The sequence below is a fragment of the Paenibacillus sp. JT22N7 genome, assembly GCF_059383875.1.
Window position 1 is genome coordinate 429,767 of record NZ_JBXENY010000001.1, and the last position, 18,715, is coordinate 448,481.

The window sequence follows — 18,715 nt, forward strand, 5'->3', positions numbered from 1 at the left end:
TGTATATATTAGTGGAATTCCGATTTCAAGCGGCGGCCGCTTATGCGTACAACCGCAACAGCGGAAAGCAATAATAAGGCGCAAATGCTGTACATAACGGAGTAGGATAAATGATCGGCGACTGGCCCCATCGCCATGTTGCCGAGCACAACGCCGAGGTCGGACATGGCGATAAATAAGCCAATGAGCGTATTTCGGGAGGCGGCTGGCAGCACAAAGGTCAAATAGGTCATTAAGGTTGGATAAAGCAGAGCCATGCCAAGCCCGATTAATCCGGCTGCCACATACATATAGGCGGCTCCCCAATGGATGGACAAGGCTAGCAGCTCGGTACCTATCGTCATACACAACAGCAAACTAATCGTTAAGCCCGCAGGCCACTTGCCATCGGAGGGCAGCTTTGTCCGCAGTGCAAAGCGGGAAATGACGATGATGCCAGCCTGAATCATGAGATAAATGCCGGCATCGCCGACCCCACTTTGCTTCGTATACAGGGCAATAAAGGTTACGACAGCACCAAAGCCGATAGAAGCAATGATCATGGCCGTACTGCACACGAGAAAAGCCCGATTGCTCCATAATTGGTTAAGCTGCGCCAGTGTAGAGCTTGTCTTCACACCAGTGCTAGAACTGGCCAAGCGGGAAGGAAGGGGGGAACTATACCCCACAAAGCCTGCTGTAACGCCAATAATAAGCAGGACAGCTGCGAAAGAGTACAGTTCGCCCCAATTCCATAAATAAAGGGCAGCCATAGGCAGGACAACGGTTGGCAGCATGCCAGCTAACAAATACAGCGACAGTCCTTGCGAACGCTCCTTTTCAGGCAGCGTATCGACAATACCCATTTGCAGCGCCAAGGAAAAAAAGGCGGTCGTCACGCCCTGCAGCGCACGCAGCAGAAAATACCATTCCAGACCGAGAAGCGCGTACAATGCCAAAATAATAAAGTTTGCGAGCAATAATAAACGCAGCACAAACTGTGGGCCAAAACGGGCGACCACATTGCCGGCCCAAGGCCGAAGCAGCATGCTGGTAAGCATATAAGCGCCCATCATCATGCCAATTTCGGCATTGCTTGCTCCTTCGGCTTTCCCGCGCAGCGGAACAACGATATTAATAATCGGATTCGCGCTGAAAAATAAAAAGGTAACAATATAAAGCCGCATAAAAGGCGGGGATACGGATACAGCTATGCTTTTGCCCATTTTACGGATTCAGTTCGAGCCCTTCAAAAGGATGATCCCAACGACTGGCGGGAAATTTGAAGTTTTTCAAGTTTTTCTGGTAAACGACGGTTTGTTTAATATAAGAGATTGGCAAAATAACCGACTGTTCATTCAATGTTTTTAAAATGGATGTATACAACTGCTGGCGTTCCGCTTCGTCCGTGGAAGCGAGTGCGGTGACAATTTGCTGATCCAGTTCCGCCTTCATGGGGAGGCTGCTATGTGCTTCCGATATACCGAAGCCCGGCTCCCTGACTGAATTAATAAGCGTATGCGGATCATAAGGCACGCCATAATTGAACCAGAAGTGGATGTCAAAGGTGCCTTCCCGCAAGCGCTGAGGAATCATCGCGAGTTCAACAGCATTGAGGTTCAGCTTGACTCCAATTTCGGCCCACCCGGATTGAATCGTTTCGGCCATCGCTTTCTGAATAAGGTCGCCCTTATCGTACATTAACTCAAGCTCGAGCTGCTGGCCGTCTTTTTCCCTTACCGTTTTACCAGCTTCGAGCTTCCACCCGGCTTCATCCAAATAGGCATTTGCTTTCGCCACATCGTAACCGATAGGCTCAAAGTCGATATTGGAATAAGGATAGTTTTTGGATAAAATGTTGTTGGCAGCTTCCTCAACGCCACCCGTTACGCCATCTACCATGGTTGCTTTGTCAAAGCCTTGCTGAAGCGCAAGGCGCAACCGGTGGTCAGCCAGCTTGTCGTTTAGCGTATTGAGCAGCAGGCTTCTTGTGCCAACAGGCTCGGATAGCCCAGTCTCATATTTGCCTGAATCCTTTAATTGCTGGAAAGCGTCCATACTGATTGCGCCCTCGCCAAAAATCAGATCCAGCTCACCTTTCTCGAAAGCGAGAACCCGTGTTTCACCATCCGGTATAATTTTGACTGTTATTTTGTCGAGCTTCGGCATTTCTCCCCAGTAATTCGGATTTCTGGTGAAAACCGCATATTCATCTTTCTTATAATCAGCGAGCTGCCAAGGTCCGGTGCCGATCGGCTGCTTGATATCTTTCGTCGTATCTCCGTCATCCGGGAACCCGGCTTCGGCGAGAAAACGGAAAGGCCGCACAATCGCCAAATCCTGCAAGGTTGGATAGTAGGGAGAGGTCAGCGTTATTTTAAACGTAAATTCATCGACAGCTTCCGTTTTTTCAAGCACTTTGACGAGTCCAATCCAGCTGTGGACGCTTTTGTTAAGCATGATTGCATCAAAGTTTTTCTGGACAATGGCTGCGTTAAACGGCGTTCCATCCGCGAATTTAACATCTTGGCGGAGCTTGAACGTATATTCCTTGCCATCGGTTGAAATGACCCATGACTCAGCCAGCAGCGGTTTAAGCTCTCCGCCTTCGTTGTAGCTGACCAATGGCTCATAGAGCATGGACTGTGCAAATAATTGCGATGGATAGTAGACATGAGGATTAAGCGGACCTATATCTCTTAGCCAAGCAACGGTAATCGCTTGTTCCTGCGGTGCGGCTGTGCTTGTTCCCGCCTCGTTGCCATTAGAGGCCGCCTCTTGCTGCGAGCATCCCATTGCGAGCATGACTAATACGAACAGAACGGAAATCGTCTGCAGGGTGGTATTTCTTTTTATTCTGGACATCTTTGCAGGTACCCCTTTTCATCTATTGAGAATGATTATTACGTTCAATAATACTAAGGATTCTTCACTTGGCTAGCAATAGAGAAATGTCTGTTTTTTTATTGGACAAAATGAAGAGCGGGCGCGGATGTTTCTTGATAGCCCAGTTATATTCCGATATACTAATACAATTATGATGAGAAGGGAGCACGCCGATGGATGAACATCCCTTGTTAAAACCTGATGAAACATCAGCTTCCCTATCGCTGCCTTACTTGTATATTCTTACGTCTGTTAACATAGTAGATTGTGCAATTGACCGATCGATTCATACATTAGAAAGCGAAGGACATCGCCTCATTGCTTTTGCGCAAAGCGGGGGCAAGCTCCATCTGGAGGGCCATTCTATTTATGCCGAAAAAGGGGCGTGCTTTCTTCTTGCTCCTGGGGCAAAGGCGCAAGTGGAAGGAAGTGAGCCAGGCGATCATCGGGGAGCGGTATATGTGATTGCTTTCGATGCTTATCGAGTAGGAGAACGGGAACCAGCGCAAGAAATAGGCTTAACCTTGCCCTATGAGACGAGAATTGATGTGACTGCAATGGCGCGGCTCGTTGATTTGCTGGAGCAAGCTGCTGAGGGAGCTGCAAATCATCAAAGCTGCAAGCAAGTGGACCAATTCAAGCAGCAGATTAGGCTGCAGGAGCTTCTTGTGTTGCTGATGGAGCATGTGGCAGCTTCACGTTCCTCATCGGATGCTAAGCTGGCCGTTCAGGAAAGCATCGCTTATATGGTAGAGCATTACCGTGAGGAGATAACCGTGGAGCAGCTGTCGAAAATGTCCGGTGTAGCCCGCTGGCAATATAGCGCATTGTTCCAAACGTTAACTGGCAAAAAGCCGCTCGATTATTTGACGGAGCTTCGTTTGAATCGGGCGAAGGAACTGCTGCTGCTGACCAATGATCCTTTACGTGAAATTGCCCGCCAGGCAGGGTTCAAGGATGAATATTATTTTGCCCGCAGGTTCCGGCATGCCATGGGGCTGACTCCGAAGCAATATGCCAAAACTCGCGGCGTCAGCCATCCGACGATTAAGCAGGACGTTAGCCCTTTTTCACGAATCGTTGTAGTTGGTTATGTACTTGGCGATTTGCTTTCTCTGGGCATTAGGCCAGTAGGAGCCGACATGACGGTTATTGGCCGAAAGGTCGTTTATCGCAATGAGCTGAAAAATATTTCAGATATTGGCTTGCTGGGGGAGCTCGGCAAGGTGAAGGCGCTATGCCCGGATTTGATTCTCTACAGCAGCTTCCGGCAGGATCGAATGGAGGAGCTGTCCAAAATAGCACCTACCGTATCGATTGATCGCTTGCAGCCAACCTATGACCGGCTCATGCAGGTGGCGGAGCTGTTCGGGAAGGAAGAGCAGGCCAAGCAATGGATTGAACATTATGAGCGCAAAGCCGGGGAGATGTGGCGGCATTTGGCTTTATATACGAAGGAAAGGGAAACGGCTGCTATTTTTGTCCTAGTAGATGGTGATTTGTATGTCATGGGCATGAGAGGCATCGCCTTGACGCTTTACCATCCGATGGCATTTGAACCAGCAGACAAAGTAAGGCAATTAATTGAAGCGGGAATTCTTTTCCAAGCGATTGCTCTGGAGCAAATGAGTGAATATCATGCTGACCGCCTATTCTTATTAGTAGGGGAGAGCGAGCGATCTAGAACCGAGGCGGCGCGCATTACAAAAAGCGCGTATTGGCAGTCGTTGGACATCAGCCGGGTTTATGTAACGGAAGCCAAATGGAATTTCGATGATCCCATTACAAGGGACAGGCTTTTACCCGCGCTGCCGCGAATTTTCCGCTTGCCGTAGCAGATGTGGTACAATATTTTCAAAAACGTAGGGGGAACTATCGATGTATGCTCGCACTTCAAAAGGACGGCTTTGGACATCATGGATCATGAGCGGTTTGGTTATTTTGTTTATGCTGTTTGATGGCATTATGAAGCTGATTAAGCCTGCGGTTGTAGTGGAATCAACACTCGAGCTCGGGTTTCAGGAGCATCATATTGTCATTTTGGGCGTGCTTGCGCTCATTTCCACGATTTTATATGCGCTGCCGCGTACGTCGTTCCTCGGCGTTGTGCTGCTGACCGGTTATTTCGGTGGGGTTATCGCGACGCATCTGCGTTTGGATGCCCCATTGCTGAGCAACACATTATTTCCAGTATATCTTGCTGTGCTTGCTTGGGGTGGCATTTGGCTGCGGAACGAGCAGGTGCGTAAATTAATTCCTTTTCAAAAATAAAAGAGGAATAGGATGTAGTCGCTTGTCTAAACAGCCTTATTTGCTCGCGCCCAGAACGATTACGGTTCTGGGTCGCCGAGAAAATAAGGCTGTTTTTGTTTGCAGCCCATCTATAAGGGCGATCCATCGAAGGCAAACCGTCTAGTAAAACTTGCCTGGTTGGCTAGGCAAGCTGATGAGTCAAATCATAGCTTTAAAGAATAGATTATCGAGAGGGATATTCTAAAACGATTAAAGCCTTTATGAACCTCATGGATGATTATAGTGTTATTATATCTGACATTATTTGAATGGAGATAGGAGTGGGTGTTTTGTATTTTGAGCGGTTGGAGCAATATGGGATGGAGCAGCTCGTTTTTGGTTATGATCACAAATCGGGCTTAAAGGCGATTATCGCTATTCATGATACGACGCTTGGACCAGCGCTTGGCGGTACTCGCATGCATCCCTATGCAACGGAGGAGGCCGCCGTCCACGATGTCGTCCGGCTTGCGCGAGGCATGACCTATAAATCGTCCGTTGCAGGGCTTAATCTGGGAGGGGGCAAGGCGGTCATTATCGGCAACCCCATGACGGATAAAAGCGAGGAGCTGTTTCATGCGTTTGGACGATTCATTGGGACATTGAACGGCCGATACATCACGGCGGAGGATGTAGGGACGACTGTGGCGGATATGGATTTTATTCGTGAGAAGACGAAATTCGTTACGGGAGTATCGCCAAAGTTTGGAAGTGGAGGTAATCCTTCGCCTTTTACGGCACTAGGTGTATTTCATGGTATTCGAGCTGCTGCCCTTGAAGCTTTTGGGACAACTGAACTAAAGGGAAAAACGATTGCGGTACAGGGTGTAGGCAGCGTTGCCTATCATTTATGCCGCTATTTGCATGAAGCGGGCGCAAAGCTGATTGTGACCGATGTCGTGCAAGCAAATGCAGAGCGTGTTGTGCTTGAGTTTGGGGCAATAATGGTCGGCGTGGATGATATTTATGGCGTCGAATGCGATATTTTTTCTCCATGCGCGATGGGTGGGATTATTAATGATGATACGCTTCCGCTGCTTAAGGCGAAGGTGGTTGCTGGTGCTGCCAATAATCAGCTGAAGGAAGAAAAGCATGGCGATCAGCTCGCGGCCCAAGGCATATTATATGCTCCAGACTACGTCGTCAACTCCGGCGGCTTAATGAATGTCGCTGACGAATTGTATGGCTATAACAGGGAGCGAGTGCTGAGCAAGGTAGAGGGAATTTACAGCCAACTCCAGCGTATTTTTGAAATATCGAAAGAGCAGCAAATTCCTTCTTTCCGTGCAGCGGATCGTCTGGCGGAGATGCGGATAAATAAACATCGGGTCTCTGTTTAGTGGTGAAATTCCGCGAACGCAATGGATAGAGTTGCAACCGTCCCGGTGTGCTTGCCCAGTTTGCACCAATCGTAACGCAGCCCCTATGTGGCTCATATGCTGCTGATTATTCCGGGAGTGGTTGCATTCATGATGACCCGGGTGAGAATTTTAAGTTAATCACTGGGAAAACTGAGTTTTTCAAGATGTTTAAAGGCATTCGCAAGCTTCTTACGATAGCCGTAATATTTTCCTTTATTTCCTGGGGAATTATTAGCTTGTGCACATCAGCTATTTCTATGTATTTAGAATTCATACTGATTTCGTTGTGCGTCTTTCCGCCGCAATTGTATCATTCATGCGAAACGCTGATGTTTTTTTGCGCTTTGCTAAGTTATCCCCTCAGCTCAGAAGCGTTGTGCCAAATGGTGCGCCGATATTTTTTTCTGAGCTAAGGGGATAACGGCCTAAAGCAATGGAAACCCCAATACAATTGGCGGAAACGTCGTTGAAAAAAAGGGAGAGCTAAGCAGCAGATTTCGGCAACCGGGTTGCCGCCCAAAAAAGGAGTGCTATGGCGCTAACGCCTGCCCCTAGCCAGCATACACCGCCCCAGCCTGTCGAATAAAATACCATATAACCGGCAGTCAGTCTGCTTCGCGCCTCCGGTCGAATGCTGAGGATCATGCTCTGATTGGTGACATGTACGGCCTGTACGGCTAAATCCAGCAAGATAATACCTATTATTAATGGAAAAATACCTATCGAGGCGGCGGTTATGCCCAGCTCGCCCGAAATAGCGTCCAGCAAGGGATGGGCAAAATAAATATTCGCTACGGCAAGCCCGCAGGCGAAGGCGAATAATAACGCTTTTTTTCGCGATAAAGCCGGAACGGGGCTTTCTTTGGACTTATCTAGTACGGCTGCGGCGTCGAGGTTCGCAGACGGTGTTCTTTTTTTCATCATCAAAAATAATTCCTTCATGCATTCAGTTTTGTAAGGGCTTTTCCTTGCCTAATATAAAATACTGATCAGTACATAATTATGCTTGATTACTATAATTTTAAACCCATACACTTGTCAAGGTTTGAATGCTTCTATGTTGACAATATGCCTATTCGATTTTAAAATAATAGTATACCGATCGTTATTAAATTGGAGGTTGCTATGGCCCGAGTGTGGGTGCTTTTGCCTCAATACGACGGTGGAGCTGTCCCCTCATGATGAGAAATTCGAAATTTTGACGAGAGAGCATCAGATGTATCTCTCTGTTATTTTTGAGGAGATGATTGAACGAGGCGTTAGTACGGGCGAGCTTGATTCCAATATCAACGCCAAGGGATTGGCCCAAACGCTGGTTGTGTCTGATCGTTCTTTTGTTGACAATAGCATGAATATGATATTGAGCTTGCTAGATTCATAGCCAGTAGGGGAAGAGGGATGAGGATGTCGGCTGCGCAGGTTGTACGTGAATTTTTTGAAAAGGTCCGTTCAGGTAAGGAGCTTGAAGCGGTACATGGAGTAATGGCGGAACGCGTATTGGCCCATCAGGTTAAATCGGAAAAGGAAGTGACGGTAGAGCGGTCGCCAGCGGATTATGCAGCTCATGTCCGCGAAATGATGCATATATATGGGGAGTTTACATTAACCGTTGAACAATTTTTAGTACAGGATGACCAGGTTTACGTGCGCTGGAAGCAGGTGGGCACCCATTTGGGCGAGATAGACGGTTTTGTGCCGACAGGAAAACCGATTGTTGAAATCGCAAGTGCGGTTTATAGGGTTGAAGCTGGAAAAATCGTTGAATATTGGATTCAAATCGATCGTGAAGGCATTCGTGTCCAATTGGAGCAAAATGCTAAACTTTAAGTTAATTGTTAACAGCAGTACGGTGGCCTTCACTGAGGTGAATTAGATGGCGCATAAGAAGCTTTCAGAACCACGGATCTCGTGGGGCTGGAGGCTTTTTTTATATGAGGCTGGCTGGCGTTCGGACGCAATATTTATTTTTTTGTTCAAAATATCCAAAAATAAGGGTTTTCATGTTAGTATATATGACAAGAGTTATATAGTTTATACAACATGGGAAGATGACGCTATTAAAGGAGTGTAGCTATGTATTTGCTGGAGAGAGAGAAGGAAAAGCTGTTTATCGTGCTGGCAGCCGATTTGGCACGGAGAAGGCAAGCTCGCGGCCTGCGTCTTAATTATCCCGAAGCCGTTGCCATTATTACTTATGAGATTATGGAAGGGGCAAGGGACGGGAAGACGGTAGCTGAGCTTATGAGTTACGGGCGTACCATTCTTGCTGAGGAAGATGTGATGGAGGGTATCTCGTCGATGGTTCATGAGGTGCAGGTCGAGGCCACTTTTCCAGATGGAACGAAGCTAGTTACGATTCATGACCCCATTGTTCCGCGAAGGAAGGGGAGTGAACAATGATTCCCGGCGAGGTAGTTCCGAAGCAGAATGTCGTTTGGCAAAATACAGGTCGCATAGTAAGAGACGTACTAGTAATGAATCGTGGTGATCGGCCGATTCAAGTAGGGTCGCATTTTCCATTTGCACAAGTAAATCCTAAGCTGGATTTTGACCGTGCCGCAGCAGAAGGCTTCCGCCTCAATATTCCATCTGGAACGGCTGTGCGCTTCGAGCCAGGCGAGGAAAAGCCGGTTCAGCTCGTAGCTTATGGCGGAGCGGCCTCGCCGTTAAGTACTGAGGGTGAGGATAAACAGGTGGGCTTGCCGATTTCTAGAGAAGCCTATATCAGCATGTTTGGGCCGACGATAGGCGATCGAGTGAGGCTCGCTGATACAGAGCTGTTTATAGAAATTGAACGCGATTATGCCCATTATGGTGATGAATGCAAGTTCGGCGGAGGCAAGGTGCTGCGGGATGGCATGGGGCAGTCAGCCTTTCGTACTCGGGATGAGAATGTGCTCGATACGGTCATTACCAATGCCGTCATTATTGATTACGTCGGTATTGTGAAGGGTGATATTGGCATTAAGGATGGGAAAATCATCGCTATTGGTAAGGCGGGCAACCCAGATACGATGGAGGGCGTTCATCCTGAGCTCATCGTAGGCGCTTCCACAGAGGTCATTGCCGGAGAAGGGAAGCTTATTACTGCGGGTGGAATCGATACGCATATTCATTTTATTTGCCCGCAGCAAATCGAAACGGCGCTGTCTTCAGGTGTAACGACGATGATTGGCGGAGGAACGGGGCCTGCAGAGGGAACGAAAGCAACGACCTGTACACCGGGCAGCTGGCATATTCATCGCATGCTGGAGGCGGCTGAGGAATACCCGATGAATATCGGTTTTCTTGGCAAAGGCAACTCATCCGGCCTGGAGACGCTGCGCGAGCAAGTAGCGGCAGGGGCGATTGGCCTTAAAATTCATGAGGATTGGGGCTCAACGCCAGCTGTTATCGACGCGGCGCTCACGGTCGCGGATGAAATGGACGTCCAGGTAGCGATTCATACCGATACGCTGAATGAAGCGGGCTTTGTGGAAGAGACGATTAAAGCCATTAATGGACGGACGATTCATACGTACCATACCGAAGGGGCGGGTGGCGGCCATGCGCCGGATATTATTACACTCGCAGGGCATTCGAACGTCATTCCGTCTTCAACGAATCCAACAAAGCCTTTTACGATTAATACAATAGAAGAGCATTTGGATATGCTGATGGTTTGCCATCATCTTGATCGCAACATCCCCGAGGATGTCGCTTTCGCTGACTCACGCATACGTCCTGAAACGATTGCAGCGGAAGATATTTTGCATGATTTGGGGGCGCTTAGCATTATTAGCTCTGATTCACAGGCGATGGGCCGAGTGGGAGAGGTCATTTCCCGTACATGGCAGACGGCCGATAAAATGAAACGCCAGCGCGGCCCATTGGCTGGAGATGGTGGGGCTGGCCAGGATGGCAAAGCGGGAGAGGCGAGTGCCAACGACAACAGCAGGGTAAAGCGTTTTGTAGCTAAATATACGATTAATCCAGCGATTGCACATGGCATTTCAGAATATGTAGGCTCGGTAGAAGCGGGGAAATGGGCGGATCTCGTCTTGTGGAAGCCGGCATTTTTCGGGACAAAGCCGGAGCTGGTGCTGAAGGGCGGAATGCCTGCCTTCGCGATCATGGGTGATCCTAATGCCTCGATTCCAACGCCGGAGCCCAAAATCGGTCGGCTCATGTTCGGAGCGCATGGCAAGGCGAAATACAGCAGCTGTATTACCTTCGTATCGCAAGCAGCAGCTGAAGCTGGAATTAAGCAGCAGTTGGGCCTTGGGAAGCAGGTGCTGCCGGTATCGGGCTGCCGCACGATTGGCAAGCGCGACATGCTGCTTAATAACTTAACGCCGGAAATTACCGTTAATCCAGATACGTACGAGGTGCTGGTCGATGGCGAGCAGGCGATCTGTGAGCCGCTGAGCGTGCTTCCGATGGCGCAGCGGTACTACTTATTTTAGAAGCTCGCTTGGAGGGAGAAGCCAAGGATGATGTCTTTTTTGCAAGTGGCACAATTAGTAGATTCGGCTTTTCCGACAGGGGCATTTTCCCACTCCTTTGGCCTAGAAACGTATGTGCAGGAGGAGCGAATTCGAACTATTCCCGATTTTTTAACATGGATGGAAGGTTATATTCAAGGCACCGTTGCCCCTATTGAAGGCACTGGCGTGTATTGGAGCGCCATTTGGGTGCCAGCCTACTTGCAGCAGTCCAGGCAGCAGTCTGAGAAGCAGGAGCAGGAAAAGATTAAGTTGAAGCTGCTGGATTTATCGCGCCGGATGACGGGCACGCGCCTGGCGCGGGAGTCCAGAGAAGGGGCAAGCAAAATCGGCAAACGGTATTTGCATACCGTGCAGGCGGTATACCCCGAATCGCTGCTGGGCGATTATGCGGCTTGGATCAAGCATGAGCGCGGGGACGCGAACGCGGCGATCGTTCATGGCTGGATTTGCGCGTTTTTGCAGCTGACGCCTCATATGGCGGTGCTCAGCTTTTTATATCAGACGGTTAACAGCATGCTGCAAAATTTAATTCGAATGTGGAGCCTGGGCCAGACCGATGGTCAAAAAATAATGACCGCCTTGTTTCCGCTTCTGGAGCGCGAGGCGGCGGCGATAACAGCGGAGCCGCTTTTGCCAAGCCAGATGTATACCGCGAACGTCATGCAGGAAATTGCAGCTATGCGCCATGAAAGTCTGTATTCCCGCTTGTTTATGTCTTAATGGTGGATGAAGCTAGCCGTCGCGTTGGCAATTAAAAAAGATGAAGGAGAGATGAGCATATGTGTGGAGGAGCAAATCATAGCCATGCCCATGACAGCTGGAACAGCACGCCGTTTCAAGGAGGAAGAGCGCTTCGTATCGGAGTAGGCGGTCCTGTCGGCTCGGGGAAAACAGCGCTGCTGGAGAAAATCAGCGAAATCATGTATCCGGACTACAGCATCGGCATAATTACTAATGATATTTATACGAAAGAGGATGCGGTCATTTTGACCAAAACAGGCGTTTTGCCGCAGGAGCGCATCATTGGAGTGGAGACAGGGGGTTGCCCGCATACCGCTGTGCGCGAGGATGTATCGATGAATATGGAGGCGGTCGAGGATCTAGAGGAGCGTTTTAGCGACCTGGATCTGCTGTTCATTGAAAGCGGCGGCGACAATTTGGCGGCAGCATTCAGCCCAGAGCTGGTTGATATGTTTATCTACATCATTGATGTTGCCCAAGGCGAAAAAATTCCGCGCAAAGGCGGGCCGGGCATTACCCGCTCCGATCTGCTCGTCATTAATAAAATCGATCTCGCCCCCTATGTTGGCGCTAGCCTTGAGGTGATGAGCGAGGATTCCAAGCGGATGCGCGGGGACCGTCCATTTGTAATGACCAATCTCAAAAGCGAAGAAAGTGCCGCTAAAGTCGTGGAATGGATTATCGCAGCTTGCCCAGCCCTAAAGCATAGCCATACTCATCACCACCATCACGAGCATCATCACGACCATGCATAGCCGATGGCAGGGTGAAATTGACTATATTAATGGAAAAAATGTTTTAAGCTATTCGGCTCATCAAGCACCGCTGAAAATTACCCGCCCGTTCAAAGGGCCATCCGGCGAGATGATTATTTATTTAATGGAATCATCTCCCGGCCTGTTCGGCGGGGATGTTCAGGAGCTGGATTGCCTAGTAGGGGAGAACGCACATCTGCTGCTTACGACACAGTCTTCGTGCAAGCTGCATCCGGGAATGGGCGAGGCGACGAGCGGACAGAACAATCTTTTTCGAGTCGGGAAAGATGCTGTACTGGAGTATTTTCCAGGGCCGCTCGTTCCTTATAAGGATGTCCGTTATAAGGGGAATACGGTAGTTCGTCTGCAGCGGGGGGCACAGCTTTTGATGAGTGAGATCATTACGCCTGGCCGTGCGGGTTACGGAGAAACGTTTGAATACGAGATGCTGCACAGCGAGCTGGCGGTGTATTGGGAGGATCGGCTTGTCGTATGGGACCCATTAAGGCTGGAGCCTCCGAAGTTTCCGCCCCAATCGGTGCTTGGGGGTTATTCTCATTTTGGGAATTTTTGGTTTTTGTCTGAAAAGATTACAGCAGAGCATGTGGATGCGGTGCGGCGTATACTGGACAGTTATTCGAATGTGAAGCCGTCAAATAGTAGTAGATTAGGGCAGGAGATATACGGCGGGGTGTCGCTCTTGGAGGCGAATGGCCTAGTCGTGCGCTGCCTTGGCAATAGCGGAGCAGAGCTTGAGGCGCTGTTCCATGTCATTTGGAGCGAGCTGCGCCCGCTGCTGTTAGGTAAGGATGCTTTTCAGCTGCGCAAGTAGTGGAATAAAAATTAAAAAACAGGGGGTTATGAAATGGATGCAGGTATACTCTCTGTACTGGCTATCGGGTTTCTGCTGGGCATCAAGCATGCGCTTGAGCCGGATCATGTCATTGCGGTATCCACAATTGCGATTAAAAGCAAGCATATTGTTAAGTCCGCCTTTTCCGGCGTGTTTTGGGGAATCGGGCATTCGCTGACGCTGTTTATTGTCGGGTTTATCCTCATGGCCATGAGAAGCGAGATGACGGAAAAATGGGCGATGTCGCTAGAATTTCTTGTTGGTGTCATGATCGTTGTGCTGGGCGTAAATACGATGATTTCGCTTAGAAACAGGCGTGCGATTGCGGGTGCGAAGGATAGTCAGCATTTTCACGGCTCCTATCGTAAATCTTTGCTGATTGGCTTCATTCATGGCCTCGCTGGCAGCGGAGCGATGGTCGTTTTGACGATGAGCACCGTAAATAGTATTAGCGAAGGGCTGATCTATATCGTCGTATTTGGCGTTGGTACGGTAATCGGCATGTTATGCTTTACTACCTTCATTAGCATTCCGTTTATTCTTTCTTCCAGCCGCTTTAAGCTGAATCGCGTTCTAATCGGGGCAACCGGCGTCGTTAGCGCTGTATTTGGTTTGTATTATATGTACAACCTAGGCGTGAATGAAGGATTGTTTGGATTATGGGTGTAGGTAGTACAAGGTATGGCGTATTTGCGATGTGAAAAGTATTGATTCAATTAAAAGAGCAGCCATCCATGCAAAAAAATCACCACATTTTTATGGTTTAATGACAACGCTGAAGAGGCTATTGCGTTTTATATAGTAAGCGGTACGACTACAAGGGAATGTGAGGGGCTGACCGATGCTCCGAGGCATTCCCGTTTTTCTTTGTCCATTTATATAGCCCTTACATTGCAAATGTAAGGGTTTTCCTGCCATCTTTTTTTGAATTAAGCTTTGTTTTCTCGATATATCTGATACAATGTTAGAAAAGCTGCCATTAACAGGGCGTTTGTAAGGAATAATCGCATGGCAATTTCGATGCTGTCAGATTTGGAGTGAGGCATATGTCAAAAAATTGGTATCGCAGATTGCTATTTTCGTATTTTCCGATTTTTATTTTAACGATATCTATCGTCATTTTTCTCTCCTTCCTTATTGTGAATGAGATTTCACGGAATGAAACCGAGAAGGCGGGCCGCATTTCCACTTCCTATGTCGTCGATAGTCTGGACAGAGCGCTCAATCAAGTAGAGATGGAAATTTTGCGCCAAATGGAAAATGATCCGATTTACGGACAATTTCTTGCGGGCGATGTGGAGAAGGGCAGTCCTGAATTTATGGAGCTCGCCAAAAAGCTATGGGTCATGGAAAGCAACAATGAGCTGCTGGATTCCATGTATATATACCGTCTGTCCGATCAGCGAATCGTTAGTAAATATGGGTTTACGACGCAAGAGGTGTTTGCTGATCGCGCTTATTTGGAGCAGGCGCTGGATGAACCAGCTTTTCAGGGCTGGTCGCAAATTCGCTCCTTTAAGCTGCTGGAATCCGACAAGCCGGAGGAAGTAATCAGCATGCATAAGCGATTGCCGCTTCCGTTCGGCGAGGAGGGGGTTTTGGTCATTAATTTGGGTGCTTATCCGATAGGCCGGATGATTGATGATATGACGCGCAGCAACGTTTCCTTTTTTCATGTGACGGGGAAGCAGGGCCAAACTATTTTTCCGAAAGGCAATTTAGGAACGGGAAGTATCGACGAGAAGGGTACGGTGTTAACGACGCTAGTATCTCCAAAGCTGGGCTGGACGTTCAGCAGCGGCTTGCGCGCGGGGCAGCTGTTTGCATGGGTATCCGTCATTTCTTATGTATGGATTATTATTGGCCTGGCTACCTTATTGCTAGCCGTCCTCTATATCATTTATATTACGCGCAAAAACTATAAGCCCATTCAGGTGATGATGAGCCGTATTCAGGCGCTTCCCGCGCGCTCCGCAGATGTCACGACCAGGGACGAGCTGGCGTTAATTGACCACGCGCTGGAGCAGCTTATTCAGCAGACCGCAGATTATGAGATGCAGCATCATGAGAATCTGCTTATACGCAGGCGGCAGTTTTTTATCGATTTAATCGAAGGCAATGCTCAAGGGGATAGGGTTGAAAAATGCCGCTCTTTAGCCGTGCTGCAAGCGTCGGAGCATGCGGTGCATGCTGCGGTCGTCATTGCGGAAATGCATGATTTTGATGCCTCCTACGGCGATTTCTCCCATCAGGATCAGCAAACGTTCCGTTTGACGCTTATGAACCTTGTTCAGGAGCTGGCACGGGAAAGGGAGCTGGACAGCTGGGCGGAATGGATAAGCAGCAGCCAGTTGGGCATTATTTTTACAAGTGGTGCCGCAGAGGAAGCAGAAGATGATGAAGAAGCTTTCAAAGACAGGCTGCGATTAGCCGTCAGGAGCTCACACCAGTGGGCCGCGAACCAATTCGAGCTGACAATGAAGTTCGGTATCGGCATTGTGGCGAATTTGGATAGCGCCTTAAGCTTAAAGGAATCCTACCAATCCGCCGGATCGGCGCTGCAATATGTATTGTCACTGGGTGAAAATGAAATGGTGTTTGGCTCGGATGTGCCGCTGCAGCCGCATATGGAGTCTTATAAATATTTCCCGATCATGGCTGGCATTGTGAAAATGTTTCGCTTGACCAATCAGGAATGGCGGGAGCAGGTGCATACGCTGTTTCAAATGGTCGGCTCTGAGCTGCTTGCGGATCATGACATTCGCATGCTCATCCATTGGCTGCGCCAAATGCTGGGCAGAGAGCTGATGGACCTCTCTGACAATCTGAAAGATTATTTCGTCGGACAGCAGGCGCAGCTGTGGCGGGCAGAGCTGGATAAAACGAAACGGCTGCCCGAGATGGAAGCTTTGCTGCTGGAAATGATGAATGAGGTTTACCGAGTATATGTGTCGACTAATGAAAATAAAAGCTATCGGGCGATGATTAGTGAGATGAAAGCTTACATTGAAGATCATTATACGAATCCCGATCTGTCCCTCACCATATTGAGCGATCGGTTTCAAGTGTCGGCGAAATATGCGAGCCATTTGTTCAAGGAAGAGTTTCATACAAAATTCGTTGATTTTTTGGCGCAGCTGCGCATTGTGCATGCCCAAAATTTGCTGAGCCAAACCGATGAGGTGATCCAGCAAATCGCCTTGCAGGTCGGCTATGCGAATGCCGTCACCTTCGGACGTGTGTTTAAAAGAATAGTCGGTGTGACGCCGGGAGACTATAGAAAATACGAAATGAAGCCAGATCATGCAAATGAATAAGCTTTAGCTGCAAGGCGGCTCCCGAACAAATTCGGGGGCCTTTTTTAAATATAAGAATGTATAAGTTTCACACGTATAAATAGGCTTATATTTCTCGGACTGAAACACGCCGCACCGCCAGAGGATGGCGACAGCCGTTTCACCTTGGATGGCCAATTCCAGCGAATCGGAAAAAGGTATGTTTACAGGAATAGCGTCACATCAGCGGAAATACGGGGCTTGCGACGATTTTCCACCTATTTTTTGAGGTGGAATTCTGTTTATTGTCAGATTTCCTGTCATAATGTCATACTTGGCTCATCTCCACAAGCGGCATCGTCAACGAGAGGTTAGGAAAGCTTACCTCAGCAGGCGAGGCAAACCAAACAAAAAGGGGCTGTGAACAAATGAAGCGTAGCAAAAGTAAAATGGCGGTCAGAAAATGGATGGCGGGTACGTTCGCATTAACTGTATTGGTTACGGGCTGTTCGAACGGAGGCGGAGAAACACCTAGCGCAAGCTCAAATACAGGCGGTGGCGCAGCTTCTTCATTAAAAGTAGAAATTTTTGACCGCGGCAATACGCCGCAGGGCTATACGATTACAGACAGCTACTTAACTCGTTACGTGAAGGACAACTTCAGCAAAACGAGCAGCATTGATGTTCAATTCGTGCCGATTCCCCGTTCAGAGGAAATTGCCAAGCTGAATGTGCTGATGGCAAGCGGCGATGATGTGCCGGATATCGTATTTACGTATGATCAAGCGACATTCGAACGTTATGCCGAGCAAGGCGGTCTCACTGATTTGACGGACTTATTAAATGAGCATGGACAAAACCTTAAGACGTTTCTAGGCGACGATACGCTGGAGTATGGACAAGTAGAAGGCAAACAATTTGCCATTCCGGGCAAACGAACGATAACGGCTAGATATTCATCTTGGATTCGCCAAGATTGGCTGGATGCGCTGGGCATGCCGATGCCGGCGACGACAGACGAGCTTTACGAAACGCTTAAAGCGTTTAAAGAGAAGGACCCGGGTCAAACGGGAGGCAGCGTCATTCCGCTCGGCATGACCATTGAGCCTGGACAGCTGGAGCCATTGCTGTGGTCATTCGTTCAGCCGCAAAACAGCCTGACAACGGATGAGCAGCTGGCCAACCGCGATTATTTGCCGGTGCTCCCAGGCTTCAAGGAAGGCTTGCGCTTTATGAACAAGCTGTATAACGAAGGGCTGATGAGCAAGGATTTTGGGCTGGATCAAGATAAGAAGCAGCTCACACAGGATATTCAAAGCGGCAAAATCGGCATGTTCAGCGATGACTACGACAACATTTATTATAACGATGCGGCGTATGAGAACCTGCAGGCGAACAACCCGAAAGCGGTTCTCGCTCCAATTGATCCATATACGAATGCGGAAGGACAGCATGCAAAGCCGGAATATGCTTCCAATGGCTTGTACATCATGATTCCCAAGTCAAGCAAGCATGCTGCTGAAGCGGTTAAATATTTGGATTGGATGTCTTCGACCAATGTTCTAATCGATATGCAAAACGGCGTTGTAGGCGAAAACTACGAGCTGAAGGATGGCATTCCAGTGGTGCTTGAAAATGCATCGCAGGAAGCGAAAGACCGAATTTATAACCTCGGCGATATCGTCATCGTAGCTAATGGCAGAATCGCAGGCGATGACGAGAAAAATAAAGAAGCCTTTATTTACGGGATGCCAACGAAATATCAAGAAGGCGTCCGCCAATCGATGGAATTTGCCGATACGGATACGATCGCGCCGGTCAAATTTGCCCGTCCGATTGAGAGCAAAACGAAATACGGCACTTCGCTTGAAAGCAAGCTTGATGAATTGATCGTAAAAACAACGATGGCTTCTCCAGATAAATTCGACAGCACCTTTGATACGGCATTGGTAGATTACATGTCCCGTGGCGGCAAGGAAGTGATGGACGAGCGTACGAAAGCTTACACAGAAGCGAAGTAAAGCAGCGTACGTTTGAGTTGATAGGCTAGGCAGGCAAGCTACTAGCTAGTTAGCAAACTAGCAAG

At 48.6% G+C, this 18,715-nt stretch carries 14 protein-coding genes and 2 pseudogenes; 13 read left to right on the forward strand and 3 right to left on the reverse strand.

Features of this window, described 5'->3' with window-relative positions; translation table 11 throughout:
• Nucleotides 1–8: 8 nt before the first annotated feature.
• Nucleotides 9–1,205 carry a staphylopine family metallophore export MFS transporter CntE gene (gene cntE, locus AC50Y5_RS01880; RefSeq protein ID WP_494858075.1) on the reverse strand — a complete coding sequence of 399 codons (1,197 nt, stop codon included), beginning with the start codon at nucleotides 1,203–1,205 and terminating at the stop codon, nucleotides 9–11.
• 1 nt (nucleotide 1,206) lies between these two features.
• Nucleotides 1,207–2,844, reverse strand: coding sequence for a nickel ABC transporter substrate-binding protein (nikA, locus tag AC50Y5_RS01885; protein WP_494858077.1), 1,638 nt, complete (start codon nucleotides 2,842–2,844; stop codon nucleotides 1,207–1,209).
• A 194-nt stretch (nucleotides 2,845–3,038) separates the two neighbouring features.
• Between nikA and AC50Y5_RS01890 the strand changes: the two genes are divergently transcribed.
• The 3 genes from AC50Y5_RS01890 to AC50Y5_RS01900 all read left to right on the forward strand — a co-directional run bounded on the left by AC50Y5_RS01890 (nucleotide 3,039) and on the right by AC50Y5_RS01900 (nucleotide 6,497).
• Complete coding sequence (locus AC50Y5_RS01890; protein ID WP_494858079.1) at nucleotides 3,039–4,700, forward strand: helix-turn-helix domain-containing protein; 1,662 nt, start codon at nucleotides 3,039–3,041, stop codon at nucleotides 4,698–4,700.
• A gap of 43 nt (nucleotides 4,701–4,743) precedes the next feature.
• Nucleotides 4,744–5,136: a DoxX family protein gene (locus AC50Y5_RS01895; protein WP_056029960.1), complete on the forward strand. Its 393-nt coding sequence runs from the start codon at nucleotides 4,744–4,746 to the stop codon at nucleotides 5,134–5,136.
• A 341-nt stretch (nucleotides 5,137–5,477) separates the two neighbouring features.
• Complete coding sequence (locus tag AC50Y5_RS01900; RefSeq protein WP_494858769.1) at nucleotides 5,478–6,497, forward strand: Leu/Phe/Val dehydrogenase; 1,020 nt, start codon at nucleotides 5,478–5,480, stop codon at nucleotides 6,495–6,497.
• Nucleotides 6,498–7,001: 504 nt separating this feature from the next.
• Here the strand turns inward: AC50Y5_RS01900 and AC50Y5_RS01905 are convergent.
• Nucleotides 7,002–7,226 (reverse strand): annotated as a pseudogene (locus AC50Y5_RS01905) (MFS transporter); the annotation flags it as partial.
• Between the two features lie 421 nt (nucleotides 7,227–7,647).
• Between AC50Y5_RS01905 and AC50Y5_RS01910 the strand changes: the two are divergent.
• The 10 genes and pseudogenes from AC50Y5_RS01910 to AC50Y5_RS01955 form a co-directional block, all read left to right on the forward strand.
• Nucleotides 7,648–7,899: pseudogene (locus AC50Y5_RS01910) on the forward strand (TetR family transcriptional regulator C-terminal domain-containing protein); the annotation flags it as partial.
• Between the two features lie 23 nt (nucleotides 7,900–7,922).
• A complete protein-coding gene (locus tag AC50Y5_RS01915; RefSeq protein ID WP_056029951.1) occupies nucleotides 7,923–8,345 on the forward strand; it encodes an ester cyclase in 423 nt (140 codons plus the stop codon).
• Nucleotides 8,346–8,591: 246 nt separating this feature from the next.
• Nucleotides 8,592–8,918, forward strand: a complete 327-nt coding sequence (locus AC50Y5_RS01920; RefSeq protein WP_056029948.1) for an urease subunit gamma — start codon at nucleotides 8,592–8,594, stop codon at nucleotides 8,916–8,918.
• A complete protein-coding gene (gene ureC / locus AC50Y5_RS01925; protein WP_494858082.1) occupies nucleotides 8,915–10,963 on the forward strand; it encodes an urease subunit alpha in 2,049 nt (682 codons plus the stop codon). Before AC50Y5_RS01920 ends, ureC begins: the two co-directional genes overlap by 4 nt.
• Before the next feature lie 27 nt (nucleotides 10,964–10,990).
• Nucleotides 10,991–11,725 carry an urease accessory protein UreF gene (locus AC50Y5_RS01930; protein ID WP_494858084.1) on the forward strand — a complete coding sequence of 245 codons (735 nt, stop codon included), beginning with the start codon at nucleotides 10,991–10,993 and terminating at the stop codon, nucleotides 11,723–11,725.
• Between the two features lie 59 nt (nucleotides 11,726–11,784).
• The gene (ureG, locus tag AC50Y5_RS01935; RefSeq protein WP_099519519.1) at nucleotides 11,785–12,501 is read left to right on the forward strand and encodes an urease accessory protein UreG; all 717 of its coding nucleotides are present in this window, start codon (nucleotides 11,785–11,787) and stop codon (nucleotides 12,499–12,501) included.
• Entirely contained in the window at nucleotides 12,494–13,333 is an 840-nt protein-coding gene (locus tag AC50Y5_RS01940) for an urease accessory protein UreD (RefSeq protein ID WP_056029942.1), read from the forward strand. Before ureG ends, AC50Y5_RS01940 begins: the two co-directional genes overlap by 8 nt.
• A 33-nt stretch (nucleotides 13,334–13,366) precedes the next feature.
• Entirely contained in the window at nucleotides 13,367–14,023 is a 657-nt protein-coding gene (locus AC50Y5_RS01945; RefSeq protein ID WP_056029939.1) for an urease accessory protein UreH, read from the forward strand.
• Nucleotides 14,024–14,400: 377 nt separating this feature from the next.
• Nucleotides 14,401–16,671 carry a helix-turn-helix transcriptional regulator gene (locus AC50Y5_RS01950; RefSeq protein WP_056029936.1) on the forward strand — a complete coding sequence of 757 codons (2,271 nt, stop codon included), beginning with the start codon at nucleotides 14,401–14,403 and terminating at the stop codon, nucleotides 16,669–16,671.
• Nucleotides 16,672–17,057: 386 nt separating this feature from the next.
• On the forward strand, nucleotides 17,058–18,650 hold the full coding sequence (locus tag AC50Y5_RS01955) for an extracellular solute-binding protein (protein WP_494858093.1): 1,593 nt from the start codon (nucleotides 17,058–17,060) through the stop codon (nucleotides 18,648–18,650).
• The last annotated feature ends 65 nt before the right edge of the window (nucleotides 18,651–18,715 follow it).